This is a genomic window from Devosia sp. Root436, assembly GCF_001426345.1.
Taxonomy (GTDB): domain Bacteria; phylum Pseudomonadota; class Alphaproteobacteria; order Rhizobiales; family Devosiaceae; genus Devosia.
In genome coordinates, this window is the sequence record NZ_LMEM01000014.1 from 244,707 (window position 1) to 264,612 (window position 19,906).

Annotated in this window: 22 protein-coding genes; 17 read left to right on the forward strand and 5 right to left on the reverse strand. The window is 63.6% G+C overall.

All coding sequences use genetic code 11. The features are described 5' to 3' along the window. Nucleotides 1-45 precede the first annotated feature (45 nt). The 4 genes from ASD04_RS17405 (at nt 46) to ASD04_RS17420 (ending at nt 3,308) form a co-directional block, all read left to right on the forward strand. Nucleotides 46-1,035, forward strand: coding sequence for an ABC transporter substrate-binding protein (locus tag ASD04_RS17405; RefSeq protein ID WP_056259763.1), 990 nt, complete (start codon nt 46-48; stop codon nt 1,033-1,035). Nucleotides 1,036-1,103: 68 nt separating this feature from the next. Next, entirely contained in the window at nt 1,104-1,829 is a 726-nt protein-coding gene (locus ASD04_RS17410; RefSeq protein ID WP_200940290.1) for an ABC transporter permease subunit, read from the forward strand. Beyond that, nucleotides 1,808-2,539, forward strand: coding sequence for an ABC transporter ATP-binding protein (locus ASD04_RS17415; RefSeq protein ID WP_056259767.1), 732 nt, complete (start codon nt 1,808-1,810; stop codon nt 2,537-2,539). The genes ASD04_RS17410 and ASD04_RS17415 overlap by 22 nt, the downstream gene beginning before the upstream one ends. 1 nt (nt 2,540) lies before the next feature. Beyond that, a complete protein-coding gene (locus ASD04_RS17420; RefSeq protein ID WP_056259769.1) occupies nt 2,541-3,308 on the forward strand; it encodes an ATP-binding cassette domain-containing protein in 768 nt (255 codons plus the stop codon). Here ASD04_RS17420 and ASD04_RS17425 read toward each other — a convergent pair. Next, nucleotides 3,305-3,808, reverse strand: coding sequence for a thermonuclease family protein (locus ASD04_RS17425; protein WP_056259772.1), 504 nt, complete (start codon nt 3,806-3,808; stop codon nt 3,305-3,307). The two genes, ASD04_RS17420 and ASD04_RS17425, sit on opposite strands and share 4 nt — an antisense overlap. Before the next feature lie 80 nt (nt 3,809-3,888). Here ASD04_RS17425 and ASD04_RS17430 point away from each other — a divergent pair, with 80 nt between their 5' ends. Continuing rightward, entirely contained in the window at nt 3,889-4,647 is a 759-nt protein-coding gene (locus ASD04_RS17430) for a pentapeptide repeat-containing protein (protein ID WP_056259773.1), read from the forward strand. 1 nt (nt 4,648) lies between these two features. Here ASD04_RS17430 and ASD04_RS17435 read toward each other — a convergent pair whose 3' ends face one another. From ASD04_RS17435 to ASD04_RS17450, 4 genes are all read right to left on the reverse strand, one after another. Further along, nucleotides 4,649-5,350: a hypothetical protein gene (locus tag ASD04_RS17435; RefSeq protein ID WP_156461313.1), complete on the reverse strand. Its 702-nt coding sequence runs from the start codon at nt 5,348-5,350 to the stop codon at nt 4,649-4,651. Nucleotides 5,351-5,406: 56 nt separating this feature from the next. Beyond that, nucleotides 5,407-5,991, reverse strand: a complete 585-nt coding sequence (locus ASD04_RS17440) for a c-type cytochrome (protein ID WP_156461314.1) — start codon at nt 5,989-5,991, stop codon at nt 5,407-5,409. A gap of 68 nt (nt 5,992-6,059) precedes the next feature. Beyond that, nucleotides 6,060-7,802 (reverse strand): PQQ-binding-like beta-propeller repeat protein, encoded by a 1,743-nt coding sequence (locus ASD04_RS17445; RefSeq protein ID WP_056259779.1) that lies wholly within the window; start codon nt 7,800-7,802, stop codon nt 6,060-6,062. Between the two features lie 120 nt (nt 7,803-7,922). Continuing rightward, nucleotides 7,923-8,933 carry a LysR family transcriptional regulator gene (locus ASD04_RS17450; protein ID WP_348271027.1) on the reverse strand — a complete coding sequence of 337 codons (1,011 nt, stop codon included), beginning with the start codon at nt 8,931-8,933 and terminating at the stop codon, nt 7,923-7,925. Between the two features lie 126 nt (nt 8,934-9,059). Here ASD04_RS17450 and ASD04_RS17455 point away from each other — a divergent pair, with 126 nt between their 5' ends. From ASD04_RS17455 to phnN, 12 genes are all read left to right on the forward strand, one after another. Beyond that, nucleotides 9,060-9,845, forward strand: a complete 786-nt coding sequence (locus tag ASD04_RS17455; RefSeq protein WP_056259783.1) for a hypothetical protein — start codon at nt 9,060-9,062, stop codon at nt 9,843-9,845. After that, nucleotides 9,832-10,452 (forward strand): hypothetical protein, encoded by a 621-nt coding sequence (locus ASD04_RS17460; RefSeq protein WP_056259785.1) that lies wholly within the window; start codon nt 9,832-9,834, stop codon nt 10,450-10,452. Before ASD04_RS17455 ends, ASD04_RS17460 begins: the two co-directional genes overlap by 14 nt. Continuing rightward, entirely contained in the window at nt 10,449-11,060 is a 612-nt protein-coding gene (locus ASD04_RS17465; RefSeq protein WP_056259786.1) for a hypothetical protein, read from the forward strand. Before ASD04_RS17460 ends, ASD04_RS17465 begins: the two co-directional genes overlap by 4 nt. A gap of 81 nt (nt 11,061-11,141) precedes the next feature. Next, nucleotides 11,142-12,410, forward strand: a complete 1,269-nt coding sequence (locus ASD04_RS17470) for a DUF3422 domain-containing protein (RefSeq protein ID WP_082531322.1) — start codon at nt 11,142-11,144, stop codon at nt 12,408-12,410. A gap of 70 nt (nt 12,411-12,480) precedes the next feature. Further along, nucleotides 12,481-13,227 carry an SDR family NAD(P)-dependent oxidoreductase gene (locus ASD04_RS17475; RefSeq protein WP_056259791.1) on the forward strand — a complete coding sequence of 249 codons (747 nt, stop codon included), beginning with the start codon at nt 12,481-12,483 and terminating at the stop codon, nt 13,225-13,227. 144 nt (nt 13,228-13,371) lie between these two features. Then, nucleotides 13,372-13,524 carry a hypothetical protein gene (locus ASD04_RS19545; RefSeq protein ID WP_156461315.1) on the forward strand — a complete coding sequence of 51 codons (153 nt, stop codon included), beginning with the start codon at nt 13,372-13,374 and terminating at the stop codon, nt 13,522-13,524. Nucleotides 13,525-13,678: 154 nt separating this feature from the next. Beyond that, nucleotides 13,679-15,007, forward strand: coding sequence for a sn-glycerol-3-phosphate ABC transporter substrate-binding protein UgpB (ugpB, locus tag ASD04_RS17480; protein WP_056259793.1), 1,329 nt, complete (start codon nt 13,679-13,681; stop codon nt 15,005-15,007). Nucleotides 15,008-15,228: 221 nt separating this feature from the next. Then, nucleotides 15,229-16,113 carry a sn-glycerol-3-phosphate ABC transporter permease UgpA gene (gene ugpA, locus ASD04_RS17485; protein ID WP_056259795.1) on the forward strand — a complete coding sequence of 295 codons (885 nt, stop codon included), beginning with the start codon at nt 15,229-15,231 and terminating at the stop codon, nt 16,111-16,113. Nucleotides 16,114-16,123: 10 nt separating this feature from the next. After that, the gene (gene ugpE / locus ASD04_RS17490; RefSeq protein WP_056259797.1) at nt 16,124-16,972 is read left to right on the forward strand and encodes a sn-glycerol-3-phosphate ABC transporter permease UgpE; all 849 of its coding nucleotides are present in this window, start codon (nt 16,124-16,126) and stop codon (nt 16,970-16,972) included. Between the two features lies 1 nt (nt 16,973). Next, complete coding sequence (gene ugpC, locus ASD04_RS17495) at nt 16,974-18,026, forward strand: sn-glycerol-3-phosphate ABC transporter ATP-binding protein UgpC (RefSeq protein WP_056259799.1); 1,053 nt, start codon at nt 16,974-16,976, stop codon at nt 18,024-18,026. 76 nt (nt 18,027-18,102) lie between these two features. Then, on the forward strand, nt 18,103-19,251 hold the full coding sequence (locus ASD04_RS17500; RefSeq protein WP_056259801.1) for an alpha-D-ribose 1-methylphosphonate 5-triphosphate diphosphatase: 1,149 nt from the start codon (nt 18,103-18,105) through the stop codon (nt 19,249-19,251). Continuing rightward, nucleotides 19,248-19,805: a phosphonate metabolism protein/1,5-bisphosphokinase (PRPP-forming) PhnN gene (phnN, locus tag ASD04_RS17505; RefSeq protein WP_056259803.1), complete on the forward strand. Its 558-nt coding sequence runs from the start codon at nt 19,248-19,250 to the stop codon at nt 19,803-19,805. The genes ASD04_RS17500 and phnN overlap by 4 nt, the downstream gene beginning before the upstream one ends. The last annotated feature ends 101 nt before the right edge of the window (nt 19,806-19,906 follow it).

Genomic DNA, 19,906 nt, shown 5'->3' on the forward strand with positions numbered 1-19,906 from the left:
CTTGGGTGATAGCGGTACGGTTCAATCGAATGGAGGGGAGGCCAAATGCGCCTTTTTGCAAAATTGTGGCTCGCGGCTTTGGCGACACTTGTGGCGGCGCCGGCCTGGGCCCAGCATGGCGGGGCCAATACGCTTGTCGTCGGTGTGCAGGAATCGGGCACCGTGCAGTGGGAAATCGAAACCATCGTGGCCAATGGGCTGGCCAGCAAGCATGGGTTGGAGCTGGAAATACGGCCTTTGGCCGACAGCCGCGCCGGGCAGATCGCCCTGCAGGCGGGCGAAGTGGATGTCATCCTGTCCGACTTCGTTTGGGTGACCATTCAGCGCAGCCAGGGCAACAAGGTGACCATGGTGCCGCACTCGCTTGCCGTGGGTGGCCTGATGGTCGCCCCCGACAGCGGCATTACCAAGGTCGAAGACCTCAAGGGCAAGCGAATCGCGGTGGCGGGCGGCCCGGTGGACAAGAGCTGGGTAACCCTTCAGGCCTATTATAACAGCGTCACCGGCGCCAAGCTGGTGGACGACGTTTCAGCCAATTATGGCGCCCCCCCGCTGGTCAACGAATTGCTGGCCAATGGCGGCACCGATGCGGCGCTGAACTTCTGGCAGTGGAATGCGCGGGCAAAGGTGGCCGGCGCCATCGAACTGCTGTCGGTGGCCGACATGCTGTCGGCGCTGGGCGTCTCCGAGCAGCCGCCATTGCTGGGCTGGACCTTCACCGACGAAACCGCCAAGAACAAGAAGGCAGCCATCGTGGCCTTCCTTGATGCCTCGTTCGAGGCCAAGGACCTGCTGCTCAATGACGACAGCGCCTGGCCCCCGCTCCAAAGCCTGATGGGGGCCGAGGGCGACGACGCGCTGTTTGCCCAATTGCGCGACGACTATCGCGCCGGCATCGTCACGGGCTACAATCCCACCAAGATGGGCGCGGCCAAGGAGGCATTCGCCCTGATGGCCGAATATGGTGGTTCCGAACTGGTTGGCGAAGACTCCAAGCTGGATCCGGGCACCTTCTGGCGGGGATACCGCAAATAGCCTCGAACGACGGTTCAGAACATCGCATTTCAAGCGCGTGGCGGCCTCGTGCCGGCGCGCTGGAAGTGTTGTCCCTGCCTTTGCTGCTGACCATCTGGCAGGTGCTGTCCATGATCATCGTCAATCGCCTGTTCCCGTCGCCGATCATGGTGGCGCAGGTGATGTGGGACGCCGCGACCGAGGGGCGCCTCCTGGGCGACCTGGGCAAAACGCTGTGGCGCGCAGCCATGTCCTTTGTCATTGCCATGGCATTGGGCACGGCGATCGGCATCGCCTTCGGCCGGGTCCGCTGGGTCGATCGGCTGTTCTCGGGCTGGCTGCTGGTGGGGCTGAACCTGCCGGCCATCGTCATCGCCATCGTGCTCTATATCTGGCTGGGGCTGAACGAGTTGTCGCTCATTCTTGCCGTCATCCTGAACAAGGTGCCGCTGGTCATCGCGACGGTACGCGAGGGCGTCCGCAGCTTCTCCGACGATCTGGACGAGCTGGGGACCGTTTTCCGCATGTCGGCGCTGCGGCGATTGCGGCTGATCTTCATCCCGCAACTGACCCCGTTCGTGCTGGCGGCGGCGCGCACCGGGCTCTCCCTCATCTGGAAGATCGTGCTGGTTTTCGAGGTGCTGGGCAGCGATGGCGGCATCGGCTACCGCATCAGCATCATGTTCCAGTTTTTCAACATTTCGGGCATCCTGGCCTATACGACCGCCTTCATCCTGGTTGTCCTGGCCTTTGAATACGGCATCATGCGGCCGCTCGAGCGACGGATATTGAGATGGCGACCGGTCCGGAATTGAAGATCGACATCGCCGAAAAGCGTTTTCCGGGCGCGCCGGACGCGCTTTTTGCCGGACTGCGACTGGACATTGCGCCGTCGAGCGTGGTGGCGCTTGTCGGCCCTTCGGGCATCGGCAAATCGACATTACTGCGCATGATTGCCGGCATCGATACCGATTTTTCCGGCAGCGTCGAGATCGGTGGCCAGGCCGCCAGGGCCGCGCCCACGCCCGGTTTTGTCTTCCAGGACCCCCGCCTGCTGCCCTGGTTGACGGCCATCGACAACATTCGCGCCGCCGATCCCGATTGCACCCACGAACAAGCGATGGAGGTTCTGGGGCGGGTGGGGCTGGCCGGCGCCGGCGCGCTTTACCCCTACCAGTTGTCGGGCGGCATGCAGCGTCGCGTTGCGCTGGCGCGGGCGCTGGTGGTCAATGCGCGGCTTTTGCTGCTCGACGAACCTTTCGTATCGCTCGACCGGACGCTGGTGGGTGAAATTCACGCACTCTTCGCGCGGCTGGTAGCGGAAAGCCGGCCCACCGTGGTTTTCGTTTCCCATCTCACCGAGGATGCCGCGGCGCTGGCGGATCGGGCCGTCCTGCTCGGCCATCGCCCGGCGTGCATAGTGGCCGATATGTCGCTGCCCATTGCCGGCGCGGAACGCGACCAGGCGACCCTTGAACGCTACCGGGCCATGCTGGACGGCGCCCTGGAAAGCGACGGAGACTAGAATGCAGGCAACCACCCCCGTCATTTCGTTCGACGCCGTCAGCAAATCCTATGGCGCGCTGAAAGCCCTCGACGCGGTCAGCTTCTCGGTCGGGGAGGGCGCCATTGTCGGCCTGCTGGGCCCCAATGGTGCCGGCAAGTCGACGCTGTTCCAGGTTGCGGCGGGACTGTTTGCGCCCGATGGCGGGTCGGTCTCGGTGCTGGGGAAAAGCTATGGCGATGCGAGCTCCGATATTCTGCGGCAGCTCGGCGTGGTGTTTCAGGCCAGGTCGGTCGATCTCGATATGAGCACGCGCGCCAATCTGAGATTTCACGGGCAACTCTTCGGCCTGTCCGGCAAGCTCCTCGCCGAGCGGATCGACGCGGTGGCGCGCTTTCTCGATATCGGCGATCTGCTCGATCGGCTGGTTCGCACGCTCTCGGGCGGCAATCAGCGGCGGGTGGAAATCGCGCGGGCCCTGATCAATCAGCCGAAATTGCTGCTGATGGACGAGCCGAGCGTAGGGTTGGACACTACCGCTCGCCTCGCGCTGGTCGAGCATTTGCGGCGCGAACGGGATGCGCATGGCACCTCGATCCTGTGGTCGACCCATCTGGTCGACGAGGTGGAGGCGGCCGACTGGATCGTGCTGATCGACAAGGGACGCGTGGTCCTTGCCGGCACGCCGGCCGACGTCATCGCCGCGGCCGGGACCCGAACCCTGGCCGAAGCCTATGTCGCCCTGACGGGCGGCAGCCGCCCGATGACGGAACCGCACCGCCGGCTCTAGCGAAAACCGCCGGGATTGCGCTTACGCCAGGCCCAGGGATCGTCGACCTTGGCGCCCGCCTGCCACACGCCCAGTCCGGCTGCCTTGGCTGCCTCCTCGGCCGCCAGATAGGCGTCGGTCTGGTCGAGATAGGCCCGCGCCATGCCGGTGCCGACAAAGGCTTCGCCCACGTCCATTCCATCGATGGTGCAGGTTCCGTGACTGCGACCGAAGGGGTCGGCAACGCCCGTCAGGACGCATGTTGCGTCTCCCCGCGCCAGAATCCCGTCAAGCGCCTGCTTGGCCGCATCCCAGCAGGCCCATTTCTGGCTGCCGACGGTGCAGATCTGATCGCGCTCGGGTGCATCCACGCCCCAGAGGATGACGCGCTGGTTGTCGACCATGATGATATCGGCGTCGATGGTCCGCCCCGGTCCGGTGACCGTATCGCCCTCCGCAGCCATTGCGGGGACGCAGCCGAGCGCGAGGGAGGCCAACAGGGCGGCCAGGACTGGTCTCATCGAATTCTCCAATATTCTTGTTCGTTACACATGTGCGGCACCCTCGGCTAGGATGCCGCACAACAGGAAGCAGGCAACCGATGAAGATGATTGCGTTTGCGGCATTGACAGCCATGGTCTGGAGCGCTGCGCCGGCAATGGCGGGCCCGGTGGAAGACCTGCTGAGCGGTGCACGGAAGGAATGCGTTGGCTGTGATCTCAGCGATGCCCGTTTCAAATCGGCGGATCTCAGCGGTGTTGATTTCAGCGGCGCCAATCTGAGCGGCGCGACATTTCACCGGGCTGTGCTCAGCGGCGCCATTTTCGATGATGCCGATGTCACCGGCACCAACTTCAACCTGGCCAACCTCGGCGGCGCCAGCTTCGTGGGCGCCACGGCCACGGGTGCCTATTTCTATGAGGCGCAGCTGTCCGGTGCCGACTTCACCGACGCGGACCTGTCCAATACCCGGATGCAGCATGCGCGCATGACCGGCGCGACCCTGGTGGGCGCCAATCTCGACGGCGCCGTGATGAAGGAGGTACGCCTCAACAATGCGGACCTCAGCGGGGCATCGATGCTGCGCACCAATCTCAACGATTCCAGCATTGGCCGGTCGAACTTTACCGCGGTCCGGATCGACAATGGTAGCTTCTCCAATGCCAAGATGGCGCGGGCCATCTTCGACGATGCGGTGATTACGCTGACCGATTTTTACGGGGCGGACATGGATGGCGTCAGCTTCGTGGGCGCCACTGTCGCCGGGTCGCGCTTTACCCGCGCACGCATATCCGACAGCGCCTTCGCCCAGACCAAGATGCTGCACAATTTCATGCAGGACGGGCATCAGCAGAACTAGTTCAACTCGGCGGCAGGCTCGGCTCGTAGGGTGTCTGAACAACCTCCAGCCGCGTCTGGCTTTGAAAATACCCAACGTTGAGCTGCTGGGTGTCGGTATTGAAAGCGTCCTGCCCCTTCTTGCGCAGGAAGCTCGATTCGAGCCGCATGCGTTCGGTCCCGTCAGGGCTTTCCGCCGTGCAGATTTCATGGATGAACTGGTTGCCGACAGGGTTTTCGCCAGCGCGCGGCGGCAGGTCGTCGCATGTCTGCTTCCAACTGCCGTAGCGTCCCTTGAGGTTGCGCGCCAGCGTCACCGCAACGCGCCGCTCGCGGGTGCTGGCCCTCTCGTCGGTCACGATGCGAATGCCGCGCACGATGGCGTCGTCGTCGACGAGTACTGACACCATGACCGGATGGGCATAGATCGAGGTGCCGCCCTGCAGCACCTTGTATTCCGCCTCCTGGGCGCGTGCGAGATAGTCGATCTCGTCGTCGTTTTCGAAATAGACTTCGTGCAGGCCCGATGGTTCTGCCGGGCACCGGGCAAAGTCGGAAAATCCTGCGGCCAGCTTGACCGAGGGCGGTCCGCCATTGGTGCCGCAGGAAATCTCGACCACTTCCATTGCCGGAATCTGGGAGACGGGCCGGCCCAGCGTGACGTTCCAGATCGAGTACACCGGAACCAGCGCGGGATCGAACTGCGCATTTGCAGGGCTGGCCATTCCGGCCAGCCCCATGCACAAGGCAATCGTCAAAGGCCTCAAACGCGGCACTGGATCTACTCCAGACCGGCGCAGACCTTGCTGGCGCTGTCGCCGTAATAGTCCTGGCACTGCGCCAGGGTCGTCTCGCCTGCGCCCTGAACGTGGGTCTGGAGATAGGCCACGAGGTTGATGATGTCGGCCGGCCGGATCGACTTGCCCTTGCGCGGCATGTCGGCGGCATCGAAATCGGCGGCGGTCATGCCATAGCAGACATCGCCATCCTTATAGGCCTGGTTGTTGTGATAGGGCATCGGCGTGCCGGGGATGCCGCAGGAAATGATATCGATGAAGCCCTGGGTGTCGAGCAGGCTTTCGCGTAGCTTGGCGGCGTCGCCCTCCGAGCGCGGGTTCTTGCCCATGCCGTCGCCATTCCAGCCATGGCAACTGAGGCAGATGCCGACGCGATTGTAGACGTCGTGCCCTTTTTCGATATCGGCCCCCTCGAGCAGGCTCACATCCATATACTCGGTAACCGGGTAGCCCATGAAGTCGCCCGCCGGGGTATCGGATTGGGCATTGCTTGGCATGGCGGTGAGCGCCAGCGGGGCCACGATGGCGAGCGCCGCTGCGGCTGTCAGAATTCGGGAGAACAAAGACATCGGATATCCATTCATCAAAATTGCTGCCGGGTCGCGTACGACCCGGCAGCGTCCAAATTGCGGTGTGACTAGAGTTCGAAGACGTACAGCATGTTGGCGGCCGCCTTGCTCTCAAGCTCGGGATAGCCGAAGGCGGCGATCGAGATGCCACCGCCAGCGATGGCGATATATTCCTTGTCGCCGACGCTGAAGGCAATCGGCGGCGCCTGGAACGGCGTGCCCAGGTTCATGCTCCACTTCTGCTCCAGCGTCTTGCTGTCATAGGCGCCGAACGTTCCATCGAGCTCGCCGGTCCACAGCAGGCCGGGGGTCAGCATGACGCCGGCATAGTTCGGATACGGACGTTCGACCTTGGCGGTCTGTTCGCCGGTGGCGACGTTGTAGGAGAAGATGGAACCGGTTTGCAGGCCCGAAGCGGCCGAAGAACCGCCCGAGAAGCTCGCGCCGGCCACCACGTCTTCGGGAGCAACGGCGTCGACCGTCAGGTCGGAACAGCCTTCGATACCGGCGCCATAGGCCATGCCCGTGGTCGGATCGTAGGCGGTCGGCCAGAAGTTCACGCCGCCCTGGATGTTCGGGCAGGTCTCGACGCTTTCGCCGCCACGACGGGAGGCACCGGCGGCGTATTCCTGCAGCGACTTGCTGCTGTCATATTCCATCGGCTTGCCGGTCTTGGGGTCAATGCCAGCGGTCCAGTTGAGCTTGTTCACATAGGGGCTGGCATTGATGAACGACCCGTTGGACCGGTCGAGCGTGTAGAAAATGCCGTTTCGTCCGAAGTGAGCCAGAACCTTGCGGGCCTCACCATCGACTTCGGTGTCGAGCAGCAACTGCACGCCCACCTCGTCATAGTCCATGTAGTCGCCAGGCGTGTACTGGAAGTGCCATTTCAGCTCGCCCGTGTCGGCGTCGAGCGCCACCGAGGAGTTGGAATAGAGGTTGTCGCCGGGGCGGTATTCCGGATCATACATCGGCACCGGATTGCCCGTGCCCCAATATGTCGTGTTGGTGGCTTCGTCGTAGGAACCGGTGACCCAGGCAGCGGCGCCGCCGGTCTTCCAGCAATCGGGATTGCCGGTTTCGTCGCATAGCCAGGTCTCGCTGCCCGGCTGGCCCGGCTCCGGAACCGTATAGAAACGCCAGACTTCTTCGCCGGTGGCCGCATCGAGTGCTGCAATCCAGCCGCGCGTTGCCCAGTCGCCATAGCTCTGGCCGACCAGGATCTTGTCCTTGAGAGCGAGCGGGGCATTGGTAAAGCCTTCGCCCGGCTCGGTCGCGATCTGTTGGTCCCAGACCACATCGCCGGTCTCGTCATCGAAGGCCATTACGCGGCCGTCGTTGAGCGCCACGACCACGAGATTGTTCCATAGCGCCAGGCCGCGGCTGGCCAACAGGATCGGGCGGTTGGGGTCCTTGTCGACGCCGGTCTCGCCGATCCAGACGACGTCGCCGCGCTTACCGCTGGATACGTCGATCTTGTACGGGGTGCCCCAGGGGTCGACGATGTAGAGGAAGCCATCCTTGGCAAGGGGCGTGGCTTCGAAGCCGCCTACGCCGAAGCCGGCGGGCTCGGTGCCGCCCAGGGGGACGGCATAGGCGAGCTTCAGCCCGGAGACGTTCTCGGTGGTGATGTCATCGAGCGGTGAAAAGCGGTTGGCGTCATAGGTCCGGTGGACCATCAGCCAGTTTCCGGCCTCGGCTTCGGTGCCGGCAGCCGATAGACGCTCCGGCGTGGCATCGTCGGCGAAAACCGGCATGGCCGACATGAGTGTGGCGGCAGCGACGCCGATCAAAAGTTTATTGCGGATCATGATTTTACCTCTCCCCCCAACGCTTTGGTGCATCTTAGTGGGATGGGTAGGTTGACACTCTCACGCGCCGGATTTTGCCTATCTAAAGTATTGGTAGAACCGAAGAGCCCTGCCTTGAGGCTATGCGACCTGCATGAATTCCTGGTCGTTCGGGGTCATTTCCGCGGCATATTCGTTGCGGCAGAAATCGACGATCCCATTATAGGTCTGCGCATAGGAGCGCAGTGACAGCAGGTGCTTCGGCATTGCCAGCACCACCTGCCGCGTCATGTCCTTGATCCGCAGGAGGTGGATTTTCTGTCGGATCGAATGGGGGAGATTCGGCAGCAACGATATCGGGCAGTGCGCAGTCGCCAGGCCAGCAGCGACAATGTCGACTGCCAGGGGATAGGTGCTGGCCGAATAGGTCGCAGCCGCATTGGGTAGGCTGTGCCTGTACCATTCCAGCGACCGGTCGCGCAGGCTGATCTGGGGGTCCATATCGACAAAATGCTGCAATGGGGCGGCCAGCTGCACGGATTTGTTGGCGCTCAGCGCCGCCCGAATTTCGGATGGTTGCACACTGGCGGGCACGACCCAGGCAATGTGATCTTCAAACAGTGGCGTGATTGCGAAGGCATTACGATCATGCACGACCGCCTCGTCCGACACGATGGCGCAATTGAGCTGGTGGAGGCGCAGCATTTCCACAAGCTCGGACGAGGTGATGGCGTATTTGACCTCGAACTTCACGAAGCCTTCCTGGCTCGAGGCAATCTTTGCCGCCTCGGAGACGAACCGCCCCCGCATGGTGGGCGTCAGGCCCATGCGAACTGTCAGGTTGTTGCGGACAAAGCGCTGGTCGTGCTCGGAAAACACCGTCTTGAGCCGGCCCAGCATTTCCGTGCTGGCGGCGAACCAATAATCGCCGGCCGGCGTCAGCACCACGGCGCCTGTACGGTTGCGAACGATGAGCTGGCAGCCCAGGCGTTCTTCCAACTTGGCAAGCTGTTGGGAAATGGAGGGTTGTGACAGATCGATCCGCCGCGACGCCTTGGTTATCGAACCGGCGATAACAACGGCGTTGAAAATTTCGAGCTGCTTGAGGGTGATATCCTGCAGGGTGGCCTCCTGATGGCTAAGATAATGTATCTCATCAGGAAATCCACTGTCAGATCACGCTCTAGTGCGAAAGTCTGACGGCTCCGCTGCAACTTGCAGGCAGGTGGGCGCGCGGGCTTTGGGTAAGCCCGAATGGGTCAACTGTGCGGAGGAAATATGACAAGTGACGGGGGCGTCCTCATCGGGCCGCCGGAGGCGCGCGCCGACTATGGACCGCTATTGCGCCTAGTATTGGTCAATGTCATCGCTGTGACCGGGCTGGTCATATTGTGGCGAATGGGCCTGCTCGATTTGGTGATCGAAACCGACCATACCAGAGTGTCGCTGATCATCTTCGCCATCCTGGTCGGCACGACACTGCATTGCTTCTACCAGACCATCGTCATCTCACGCGAGCTCGTTGCCGCCAGGCAGGCCCGCGCCATCCTCGACGCCGAGCGGGGAACCCGCCTCTCCATCGGCCCGCAAGGCGTGGTGACGGCGGCCGGAACGGCTTTGCCCTCGGGCGTGCTTGGGCGGCATATCGAGGGACTGGTCCGCAAAGCGCAGTTGCAGGCCGGAGGACCGGTGGACCAGAGCCTGTTGCTGCGCCTGCTGGCCGATCGTCTCCGCAGCAGGGAAAGGCTGGGCCTGTTCGTCTCCGAAGCCCTGTTGCGGTTGGCGCTGCTGGGAACGGCCATCGGCTTCATTCTCATGCTCATCCCGATCTCGGCGCTGACCTCCTTCGAAGCCGATACCCTGCGCGGCGCCCTGGGCGGCATGACCAGCGGCATGGCCATCGCGCTCAACGTGACCGTCGCCGGGATTGCCGGGGCGCTGCTGCTCAAGCTGGAATATTACATGCTCGACGCGGCCATCGCCGATCTGTTCGACACCATCGTCGAAACCACCGAAATATATGTCGTTTCGGCGCTGGAGTCGGGGCCGGATGCAAGAGCCTAGTCTGTTCTCCGGCGCCAGCGACGACGGTACATTCGTGCCGTTCACCGACATCCTGTTCAACGCCCTGCTTGGCTTTGCGGTGATGCTGTTCATCGCCTTCGCGCTGATCCGCCCGGAGGCGAAAACCGGGGTCATCGACACCAAGGCGGAGATGATCATCACCGTCACCTGGCCGGACAACAACGAGGACGATATCGACACCTACGTTCAGGAGCCCAGCGGCAACGTGGTCTGGTACCACTCCATGCAGAAGGGCCTCGTCACGCTCGACCGCGACGACCGCGGCAACTATCTCGACGAGGTCACCGTCAACGGGCAGACAATCCAGTTTCCGCTCAATCAGGAGACGGTCACGGTTCGCGGCATCGTGCCGGGTGAATATGTGGTCAATCTCTACCACTACCTCAATCCGAGCGCGGGGCCGGTTCCGGTGACGGTCAAGGTCGAGAAGATCAACCCGACGCTCAGCGTGGTCTACTACGACACCGTCATACTGAAGAAAAAGGGCGATGAGCAAACAGCGGTGCGCTTCACGCTCGATGCCGCAGGCAATGTCTCTGATGTCAACACGCGGCAGCTCTCGCTGATCCAGGCGGTGCGCAAATGATCGAGGCCTCCATCGGCTTGACGGTGCTGTCCTATGCGGTTCTCGGGGTGCTCCTGCTGAGCCTGAACTTTGTCTCGCTCTGGCGCTGGTGGGTGAAGCTGGCCGCCATACTGCTCACCGTCGCGGCCTGCGTCGGCAGCTATTTTTCGATCTCGGGCCTGTTGGGCTGGGCCGCGCCGGGCAGCCTGCCGGAACGGTTCAACCTGGTGGCCACGCGGATCATCGAGCCGGACATGCTGCGCGGCACGCCGGGGCATATCTATCTGTGGATCGAGGAAATAGACGACAACCAGGTCATCGTATCGCCGCCCCGCGCCTATGAGGTGCCCTACGAGGTCGATCTGTCCGTCCAGGTCGCCGAGGCCCAGAGCGAGCTCAATGGCGGCAGCAACATCATGGGGCAGTTCGCCGCCACTGAGTCGACTGGTGGCGAGCGTCAGGACGCGCCGCGCGAAGGCACCGATACCGGCGATTTCTCGCAAGGGTCCGATATCGGCTCCTCGACCGGGCAGGGCGGGCGCTTCGACGACACCACGGCCATGAACAGCCTGACCTTTTCCGACATGCCGCCGGTCAACCTGCCCAGCAAACCCATTCTGGCGGACTGACGCTTTGCGCCAGCGCCAAAGGTCCAATTGCCGAACCGGGCGTTGCATGGACCTGATACCGCCACACGGACCTGGTGAAACATGATTGCCGAACACCCAGACCGACAGGCATTGATGGACGAAGTCCATGCGCGCCCGGTCGAGCTCATCGAAGCAAGCTGTCGGCTGCGCCGGCTGGTTTTCGTCATGCCTTCCCGGCCCGGCGCCATGTCGGAAGCCTTCGACCGCTTCGTGCTGTTCTGCCAGGCACGCGGCTACAAAATGCCGATGCCGGCCAGCCGCCTCTATAGTTTCGCCCCCGGGCGTCGGCAGGTGACGTGGGAGTTCCATACCGAATTCGTCACGGTAACCTGGCGCGGGCCGCTCGATGACGCGGAGAGTTTTCCCACGGAGCTCGGCCTGGAGGCGATCGGCGAAGGCCTGCTCATCGGCGCGACGCGGATCGACGTTATCGCCGATGAAACCGTGCCGGACCGGCTGCTCCCCGGCTTTGAGCTGCCCAGCCTGTGCCTCGCCGACATCGAAAACGGGCGCGGCCAGGTCGCGACGGATTTCGTGCCCGACGCCGACAGTTTCACGCGGTTCGAGCTGGCCGCGGGCGGTCTCACGCCCCTGCGACGCTCGATCATTGCCCGGCGGCTGCTCGAAATCGACACCTACCGCACCATGGCGCTGCTGGGCCTGCCGCTTGCCCGCAGCGCAGCACCCGATCTTCGGGCGATCGAGCTTGAGCTGACCGACCTGATGGCCGCTTTGTCAGACGCCGCCACGCCGGAAAGCCGGCAGGCCAGCCTCAACGCTCTGCAGGACCTGTCGGTGCGCAACGGTCAGCTTTCCGAGCGCCTCGACTATCGCTTCGCGGCGGGCCGGGCCTATGGCGATATTCTGGGTGTCCGGCTGGCGGGGCTGCGTGAAAGATCGACGACGCGCGGCTCGACGCTCACCCACTTTCTCGGCAATCGCGTCGATCCGGGGCTGGCGACCTGCGCCGCGGTGGAGAAGCGCCTCGCAAAGTCCTCGACCAAGATCGAACGGGCCATCGAATTGCTCAATGTGCGCATCGGCGTCGATACGCAGCTGCAGAATGCGGCGCTGCTCGACAATATCGCCAGGACCGCCCGCAGCCAGTTTCTGCTGCAGCGCACGGTCGAAGGCCTCTCGGTGATCGCTATCAGCTACTACATGCTCGGGATTCTCAGCTATGTGATGGCCGGTCCCCTGGGCGAATTGCACTGGGACAAGGCCATGGCGCTGTCGCTGTCGGCCCCGTTCGTTGTCGGGGCCGTCTGGCTCATGGCCCGCCATATCCGCAAGCTGCACGATCAGTCGCCGCCGAAATCCACGACTTAGCCGGCCAAATGGACAAGCCGTGGACGACGTCGGTATGGTCGGCGGAACGAGCCCGAAAGAGTGCCAGGTGATGAACCATATCGACCTCAGCAACGAGATTGCCGTGATCACCGGCGGAGCGCAGGGCATCGGCTTTGCCATTGCCCGGCGGCTGATCGCTTCCGGCGCACGGGTGAGCCTATGGGACAGCAATGCCGAAGCGTTGGCGCTGGCGCTGGACAATCTGGGACCCGCGGCATCGAGCAAGCTGGTTGACATCACCGACCTCGCGGGCCTGCAGCGGGTTCATGCCGAGGTAGAGGCCGAGCTGGGGCCGGTCTCGATCCTGGTCAATTCGGCCGGCGTGGCCGGGCAGAATGCAACGCTGGAAGACTATGACCCGGACGAGTGGCGGCGGGTGGTCGAGATCAATCTCAACGGCACCTTCTACGTCAACAAGGTGGTGATCCCCTCGATGAAGGCGGCCAATTACGGGCGCATCGTCAATATCTCGTCGGTGGCCGGCAAGGAGGGCAATCCGAACCTGTCTGCCTATTCGGCGGCCAAGGCCGGCGTCATCGGGCTGACCAAGTCGCTGGGCAAGGAATTGGCCAAGTTCGATATCGCGGTCAATGCCATTACGCCAGCCACGGCCAAGACGCGCATTCTCGATACGCTGACCCCCGAATTCATCGACTATATGCTGGTGCGTATTCCACGTGGGCGCTTCCTCGAAGTCGACGAGGCGGCGGCGATGGTGGCCTGGCTGGTGAGCAGGGAGAACAGTTTCACCACGGCCAGCGTGTTCGACCTGTCAGGCGGCAGGACGACTTACTGAGCCAATATCGCTCCAGTGATCGCAGCGTCACCTTTGCCGCGGTCCGCGCAGCGTTGATGGCCTCCTATGCCGGTACGCTGAGCTCCACCCGCATGTCGCCGCTCGAAGCCCTCGAATGTATGGCGGCAGCCGAAACGCTGGCCATTGTCGGACCCTCGGGGGCAGGCAAGACGACGCTCTGCTCGCGGCTGCCGCGAGACGGGCATCGCCGAGGAAGGCAGCCACGAAGCGCTGCTGGCCCGCGACGGCGCCTATGCCGTGCTGCACAAGGCGCAGTTCGGCTATCTGGCGGGGTAGGAACGGCGGTAGCCCGCCGCTGCTGTGCACTGTCACCGAACCGTCTTGTCCGCGTCACCCAACTGTCAATCGCCATTGTTAGGCACGCCGGGCTCGCGATCAGACGGGCCGGCAGGACGCTCCTGCTGATATTCCGACAGCCAGGAGAGACCCGATGGTTCGCCATTCATTCGCAGCCGGCCTTGCCGCCCTGACACTAGCCCTTTCGTCCAGCATCGCGCTGGCCCAGACCGAAGTCACCTGGTGGCATGCCATGGGCGGCGAATTGGGCACCAAGCTCGAAGAAATCGCCGCCGGCTTCAATGCCAGCCAATCCGACTATGTCGTGACGCCGGTGTTCAAGGGCTCCTATGCCGAGACCCTGACCGCCGCCATCGCCGCATTCCGCGCCAACGAGCAGCCCGCCATCGTGCAGGTCTTCGAAGTGGGCACCGGCACCATGATGGCCGCCAAGGGCGCCGTCTACCCAGTCTACCAGCTCATGGCCGACAACAATCAGCCCTGGGATCCGGCCGGCTTTCTCGCCCCGGTGACCGGCTATTATTCGGACACCGACGGCAACATCCTGTCCATGCCGTTCAATTCGTCGACCCCGATCATGTACTACAACAAGGACGTGTTCGAAAAAGCCGGCCTTGACCGCGATGTCGCCCCCAAGACGTGGGCCGAAGTCGAGGAATTCTCCAGGAAGATCGTCGAGTCCGGCGCTGCAACCTGCGGCTTCACCAGCGGCTGGGTAAGCTGGATCCAGACCGAAAACCTCTCGGCCATCCACGACCTGCCCTATGGCACGCTGCAGAACGGCTTCGGTGGCCTGGCCACCGAATTCACCTTCAACGGCGAAACCCAGGCCCGTCATTGGGACAACCTGGCCAAATGGAGCAAGGAAGGCCTGTTCCGCTATGGCGGCCCGGCCGGTGGGGCCGATGCAGCGCCGCTGTTCTATACCGGCGAATGCGCCATCTACATGAACTCGTCGGCCTCGCGTGCCGGTGTCATCGCCAACTCCACTGGCTTTGAAGTCGGCTTTGCCCCGCTGCCCTATTATGACGACGTGATCGCCGAGCCGAAGAACTCGATCATCGGCGGCGCGACCCTGTGGGTGCTCAACGGCAAGTCGCCGGAAGAATATGCCGGCGCCGCTGCGTTCTTTACCTATCTCAGCCAGCCTGAAGTGCAGGCCGACTGGCACCAGTTCACCGGCTACCTGCCGATCACCAATGCCGCCTACGAACTGGGCCAGAGCCAGGGCTATTACGCGGCCAATCCGGGTTCGGACATCGCCATCGGCCAGATCACCCGCGGCACGCCTTCGGACAATTCCAAGGGCATCCGCTTCGGCAACCTGACCCAGGCGCGCGACGCCATCGACCAGGAATTCGAAGCCGTGCTGGCCGGCGCCAAGACCGGCCAGGAAGGCCTCGACGCAGCCGTTGCCCGCGGCAACGAAATCCTGCGCGAATTCGAAGCCGCCAATCAGTAGCAAACAATGGGGCTCGGACGAGTATTCCGGAACCCTCTGCGGAAGTCACCTCTCCCCTGAGGGGAGAGGTCGACCCGAAGGGTCGGGTGAGGGGTTCAGCGCCGCCTAGACCAATGCTGTGTTCATTAGCACTGAACCCCTCACCCCACCCTCTCCCCTCAGGGGAGAGGGAGCCCACGCCCAGTGGTACCCCTGGAACAGCAGCCGCGATTGAGGAAACCATGCAGACCAAGCGCACGATCTTTCCGAACCGTTGGCTGCCCTATGGCTTGCTGGCCCCGCAACTGGCCATCACGCTGGTCTTTTTCATCTGGCCGGCCTTGCAGGCCGTCAAATCCTCGTTCGAGCGCGAAGACCCGTTCGGCTTCAAGACCACGTTCATCTGGTTCGGCAATTACGCCAAGCTGCTGGCCGACCCGCTCTATCTCAATTCGCTCTGGCGCACGCTGATCTTTGCCGTGCTGGTGACTGCCATCGCCATGGGCGTGTCGCTGATCCTCGCCGTAGCGGTCAACCGCCTGCTGCGCTCGGGCCGGGTGTATACGACTTTGCTGGTCTGGCCCTATGCCGTGGCGCCCGTGGTGGCCGGCATTCTCTGGTGGTTCATGTTCAACCCCTCCATCGGCATCCTCAGCTACCTGCTGGGCCAGCTGGGCGTGACCTGGAACCACCGCGTCAATGCCGACCAGGCCATGATCCTCATCGTGCTGGCCGCCAGCTGGAAGCAGATTTCCTACAATTTCCTGTTCTTCGTCGCCGGGCTCCAATCGGTGCCCGCCTCGCTGTCGGAAGCGGCCGCCATCGATGGGGCAGGGCCGTTCAAGCGCTTCTGGACCATCGTCGTGCCGCTGCTGTCACCGACCACATTCTTCCTGCTGATCGTCAACATCAACTACGCCATGTTCGACACCTTCGGCGTCATCGACGCCACCACCTCGGGCGGCCCGGCGCAGTCGACCAATATCCTGGTCTACAAAGTCTATGCCGACGGTTTCCTCGGCCTCAACATCGGCTCGTCCGCAGCCCAATCGGTGCTGCTCATGCTCATCGTCATCATCCTGATCGTCGTGCAGTTCCGCTTCGTCGAGCGGCGCGTGCAGTATTAGGAGCGGCACCATGGTCGAAAACCGCCCCTGGCTGAATGTCCTGACCCACCTCGTGCTGGTCGTCGGCGTGATCGTCATCGCCTTCCCGGTCTACCTGGCCGTCATCGCCTCGACCCATGACGAGGGCGCGTTCCTGCGCGGCGTGGTGCCGCTGCTGCCCGGCCCGCATCTGCTCGACAATTACGGGCAGATGCTGAGCCAGGGCATGTCCACCTCGGGCGCGCCGCCGCTGACGCTGATGCTGGCCAATTCGCTGGTCATGGCCATCGCCATCGCCGTGGCCAAGATCGCCATCTCCATCATCTCGGCCTATGCCATCGTCTACTTCCGCTTCCCGCTGCGCACGCTGGCCTTCTGGACGATCTTCATCACCCTGATGCTGCCGGTCGAAGTGCGCATCATCCCGACCTTCAAGGTGGTCGCCGATCTCGGCCTGCTCAATTCCTATGCGGGCCTAACTATCCCGCTCATCGCCTCGGCGACGGCGACCTTCCTGTTCCGCCAGTTCTTCCTCACCGTGCCGGATGAGCTGATGGAAGCGGCGCGCGTCGATGGGGCCGGGCCGATGAAATTCTTCCGAGATATCCTCTTGCCGCTGAGCCGGACCAACATGGCCGCGCTCTTCGTCATCCTCTTTATCTATGGCTGGATGCAGTATCTCTGGCCGCTGCTGGTGACCACCGACACCAAGTTCTACACGGTCGTCATGGGCATCAAGCGCATGGCCGCCGTTGCCGATGCCGATCCGCAATGGAACCTGGTCATGGCCGCCGTGGTGCTGGCCATGCTGCCCCCCGTCCTCATCGTCGTCTTCATGCAGCGCCTGTTCGTCAAGGGCCTGGTCGAAACGGAGAAATAACATGGCCGCCATCGAACTGTCCGGCGTCAAGAAGACCTATCCCGGCGGTATAGAGGTGATCCACGGACTCGACCTGGCCATAGCCGATGGCGAGATGGTGGTGCTGGTCGGGCCCTCGGGCTGCGGCAAGTCTACGCTGCTGCGCATGATCGCCGGGCTCGAAACCATCACGGACGGCACGATTTCCATCGGCGGGGCGGTGGTGAACCGGCGCGAGCCGGCCGAGCGCGACGTCGCCATGGTATTCCAGAACTACGCGCTCTATCCGCATATGACGGTGCGCGGGAACCTCGAATACGGCCTCAGGAACCGCGGTACGCCACGAGCCGAGATCGATGCCCGCGTCGAAGCCGCGGCGCGGACGCTGGAAATCGCGCCATTCCTCGACCGCAAGCCGCGCCAGCTTTCGGGCGGGCAGCGCCAGCGCGTGGCGATGGGCCGGGCCATCGTGCGCCAGCCCAAGGCGTTCCTGTTCGATGAGCCGCTGAGCAATCTCGACGCCAAGCTGCGTGGCCAGATGCGCATCGAAATCCGCCGCCTGCAGCGCGCGCTGGGCACCACCAGCGTCTATGTGACTCACGACCAGCTCGAAGCCATGACGCTGGCCGACCGGCTGGTGGTGATGAATGGCGGCCATATCGAGCAGGTCGGCAAGCCGACCGAACTCTATGACCGCCCGGCCTCGTTGTTCGTCGCCGGCTTCATCGGTTCGCCGCCGATGAACCTGATCGATATCGAGACGCTGCGCGCCTTGACCGGCGCGGCCTTTCCCCCGTCGCTGCCGGTCGGAACCGACATTGTCGGCATCCGCCCGGACGCCATTATGATGGGGCCGGCCGGGGGCGGGGATATTTCCATCAGCGGCGTCGTGGAACTGATCGAGCCGGTGGGCGGGGAAAGCCACCTTTATGTGCGGGTGGCCGGGCTGGACCAGGCCATGGTCATCGTCGCCCAGGGCCGCTCGGTGCTGTCCGAAACCGGCCGGCTGGATTTCAGCCTTCCCGTCGCGGCGCTGCACCCGTTCAGCCGCGCCACCGGAAAACGCCTGAGATAGCTGTCGCCATGTCGTTGAATCGTCATAGAACTGGACTAGCGGAGCATCGGTCTCACCCATGCAGGATCGGCCTGAAATGAACACTGTCGCCCTCGGAGAGCTGGTGCTTACCAATGCCCGGATCGTGCTGGCCAACGAGGTTCTGGACGGCTCGGTGCGGGTCGATGGCGGCATCATCACCGATATCGGCGCGCCGAGCCGCAGCGGGATCGATCTCGATGGCGACTACCTGATTCCGGGGCTGGTGGAGCTCCATACCGACCATCTCGAAACCCATTACGCGCCACGTCCGCGGGTGCGCTGGAACCCGGTGGCGGCGGTGCAGGCGCATGATGCACAGATCGCGGCCTCGGGGATAACCACGGTGCTCGACGCCATCCGCATCGGGCTCGACGAGGATACCGATGTCAGCGCCGCTGAAATGAGGATCCTGGCCGGGGCGATCGGCGCCGGCATGGCTGCCGGACGGCTGCGGGCCGAGCATCATATCCACCTGCGCTGCGAGGTTTCGGCGCCCGATTGCCTCGATAGCTTCCTCGCCATCAAGGACGATCCGCTGGTACGGCTGGCCTCGCTGATGGATCACGCGCCGGGCCAGCGCCAGTTTGCCAGCCTCGACGCCTACAAGGTCTATTACCAGGGCAAGACCAAGATGACCGACGCCGAGCTGGACGCCTTCACGGCCCGGCGCAACGCGCAGTCGATGGCCCATTCCGGCAAGCATCGCCGCGCCATTTCGCAGATGTGCCACGACCAGGGCATCGTGCTGGCCAGCCATGACGATGCCACCCGCGACCATGTGGAAGAGGCGGTGGAACTGGGGCTGCATATCGCCGAATTCCCCACCACGCTCGAAGCCGCCAAAGCCTCGCGTCAGGCGGGCCTGGCCATTCTCATGGGCGGGCCCAATGTGGTGCGCGGCAGTTCGCATTCCGGCAATGTGTCGGCGCGGGCGCTGGCCGAGGCCGACCTGCTCGATATCCTGTCCTCGGACTACATCCCCTTCTCGATGCTGCAATCGGCATTTTCGCTCGCCGATAATGTGGAGGGGATAAGTTTATCCAAGGCCATCCAACTGGTGACCAAGCGTCCCGCCGAGGCGGCCGGCTTCCATGATCGCGGCGAGATCGCCGTGGGCAAGCGCGCCGACTTCGTGCATGTGCGCGTCGAGGACGGCATTCCCATCGTACTGACGGTGTGGCGGCAGGGCCGGCGGGTGATATGAGCGGCACCTTCGTCGCCGTCGTGGGCCCGAGCGGAGTTGGCAAGGACAGCCTGATCGGCTTTGCCCGCGCCCGGCTGGAAGCCGGCGGGCGCGTGACCTTCGTGCGCCGCGTGGTGACCCGGCCCGCCGATGGCGGCAGCGAGGACCACGACAGCCTGGATGAAACAGCCTTCGCCGAAGCCGAGGCGGCAGGAAAATTCGCCCTGAGCTGGGACGCGCATGGCTTGCGCTATGGCCTGCCGGTGAGTCTCGAAGACGATCTCCGGGCCGGGCGCGCCGTGGTGGCGAACCTGTCGCGCGGCATGATCCCGGCGCTGATGGCGCGCTACCCCGATGCGCTGGTGGTCGCGGTGACAGCCGACCGCGAGGTGATCGCGGAACGGCTGGCCAATCGCGGGCGGGAAACCGAGGAATCCATCCGGCAGCGACTGGATCGCCAGGTGGGCGATGGGCTGCCGGTGAGCACGGTGCGGGTCGACAATTCCGGTGCGCTTGAGGTGGCGGGAATGGCGTTCGTGCGGCTGCTGGAGGATGTGGCTGGGGTGGGGAAATAGGGGCACGCCCTCGTGGTTCGAGGGTCGCTGCGCTCCCGCCTCACCATGAGCAACCATTAAGTGATGCGGTCCATGGCTTGTCTCTTTGCAGGACCGTGTTT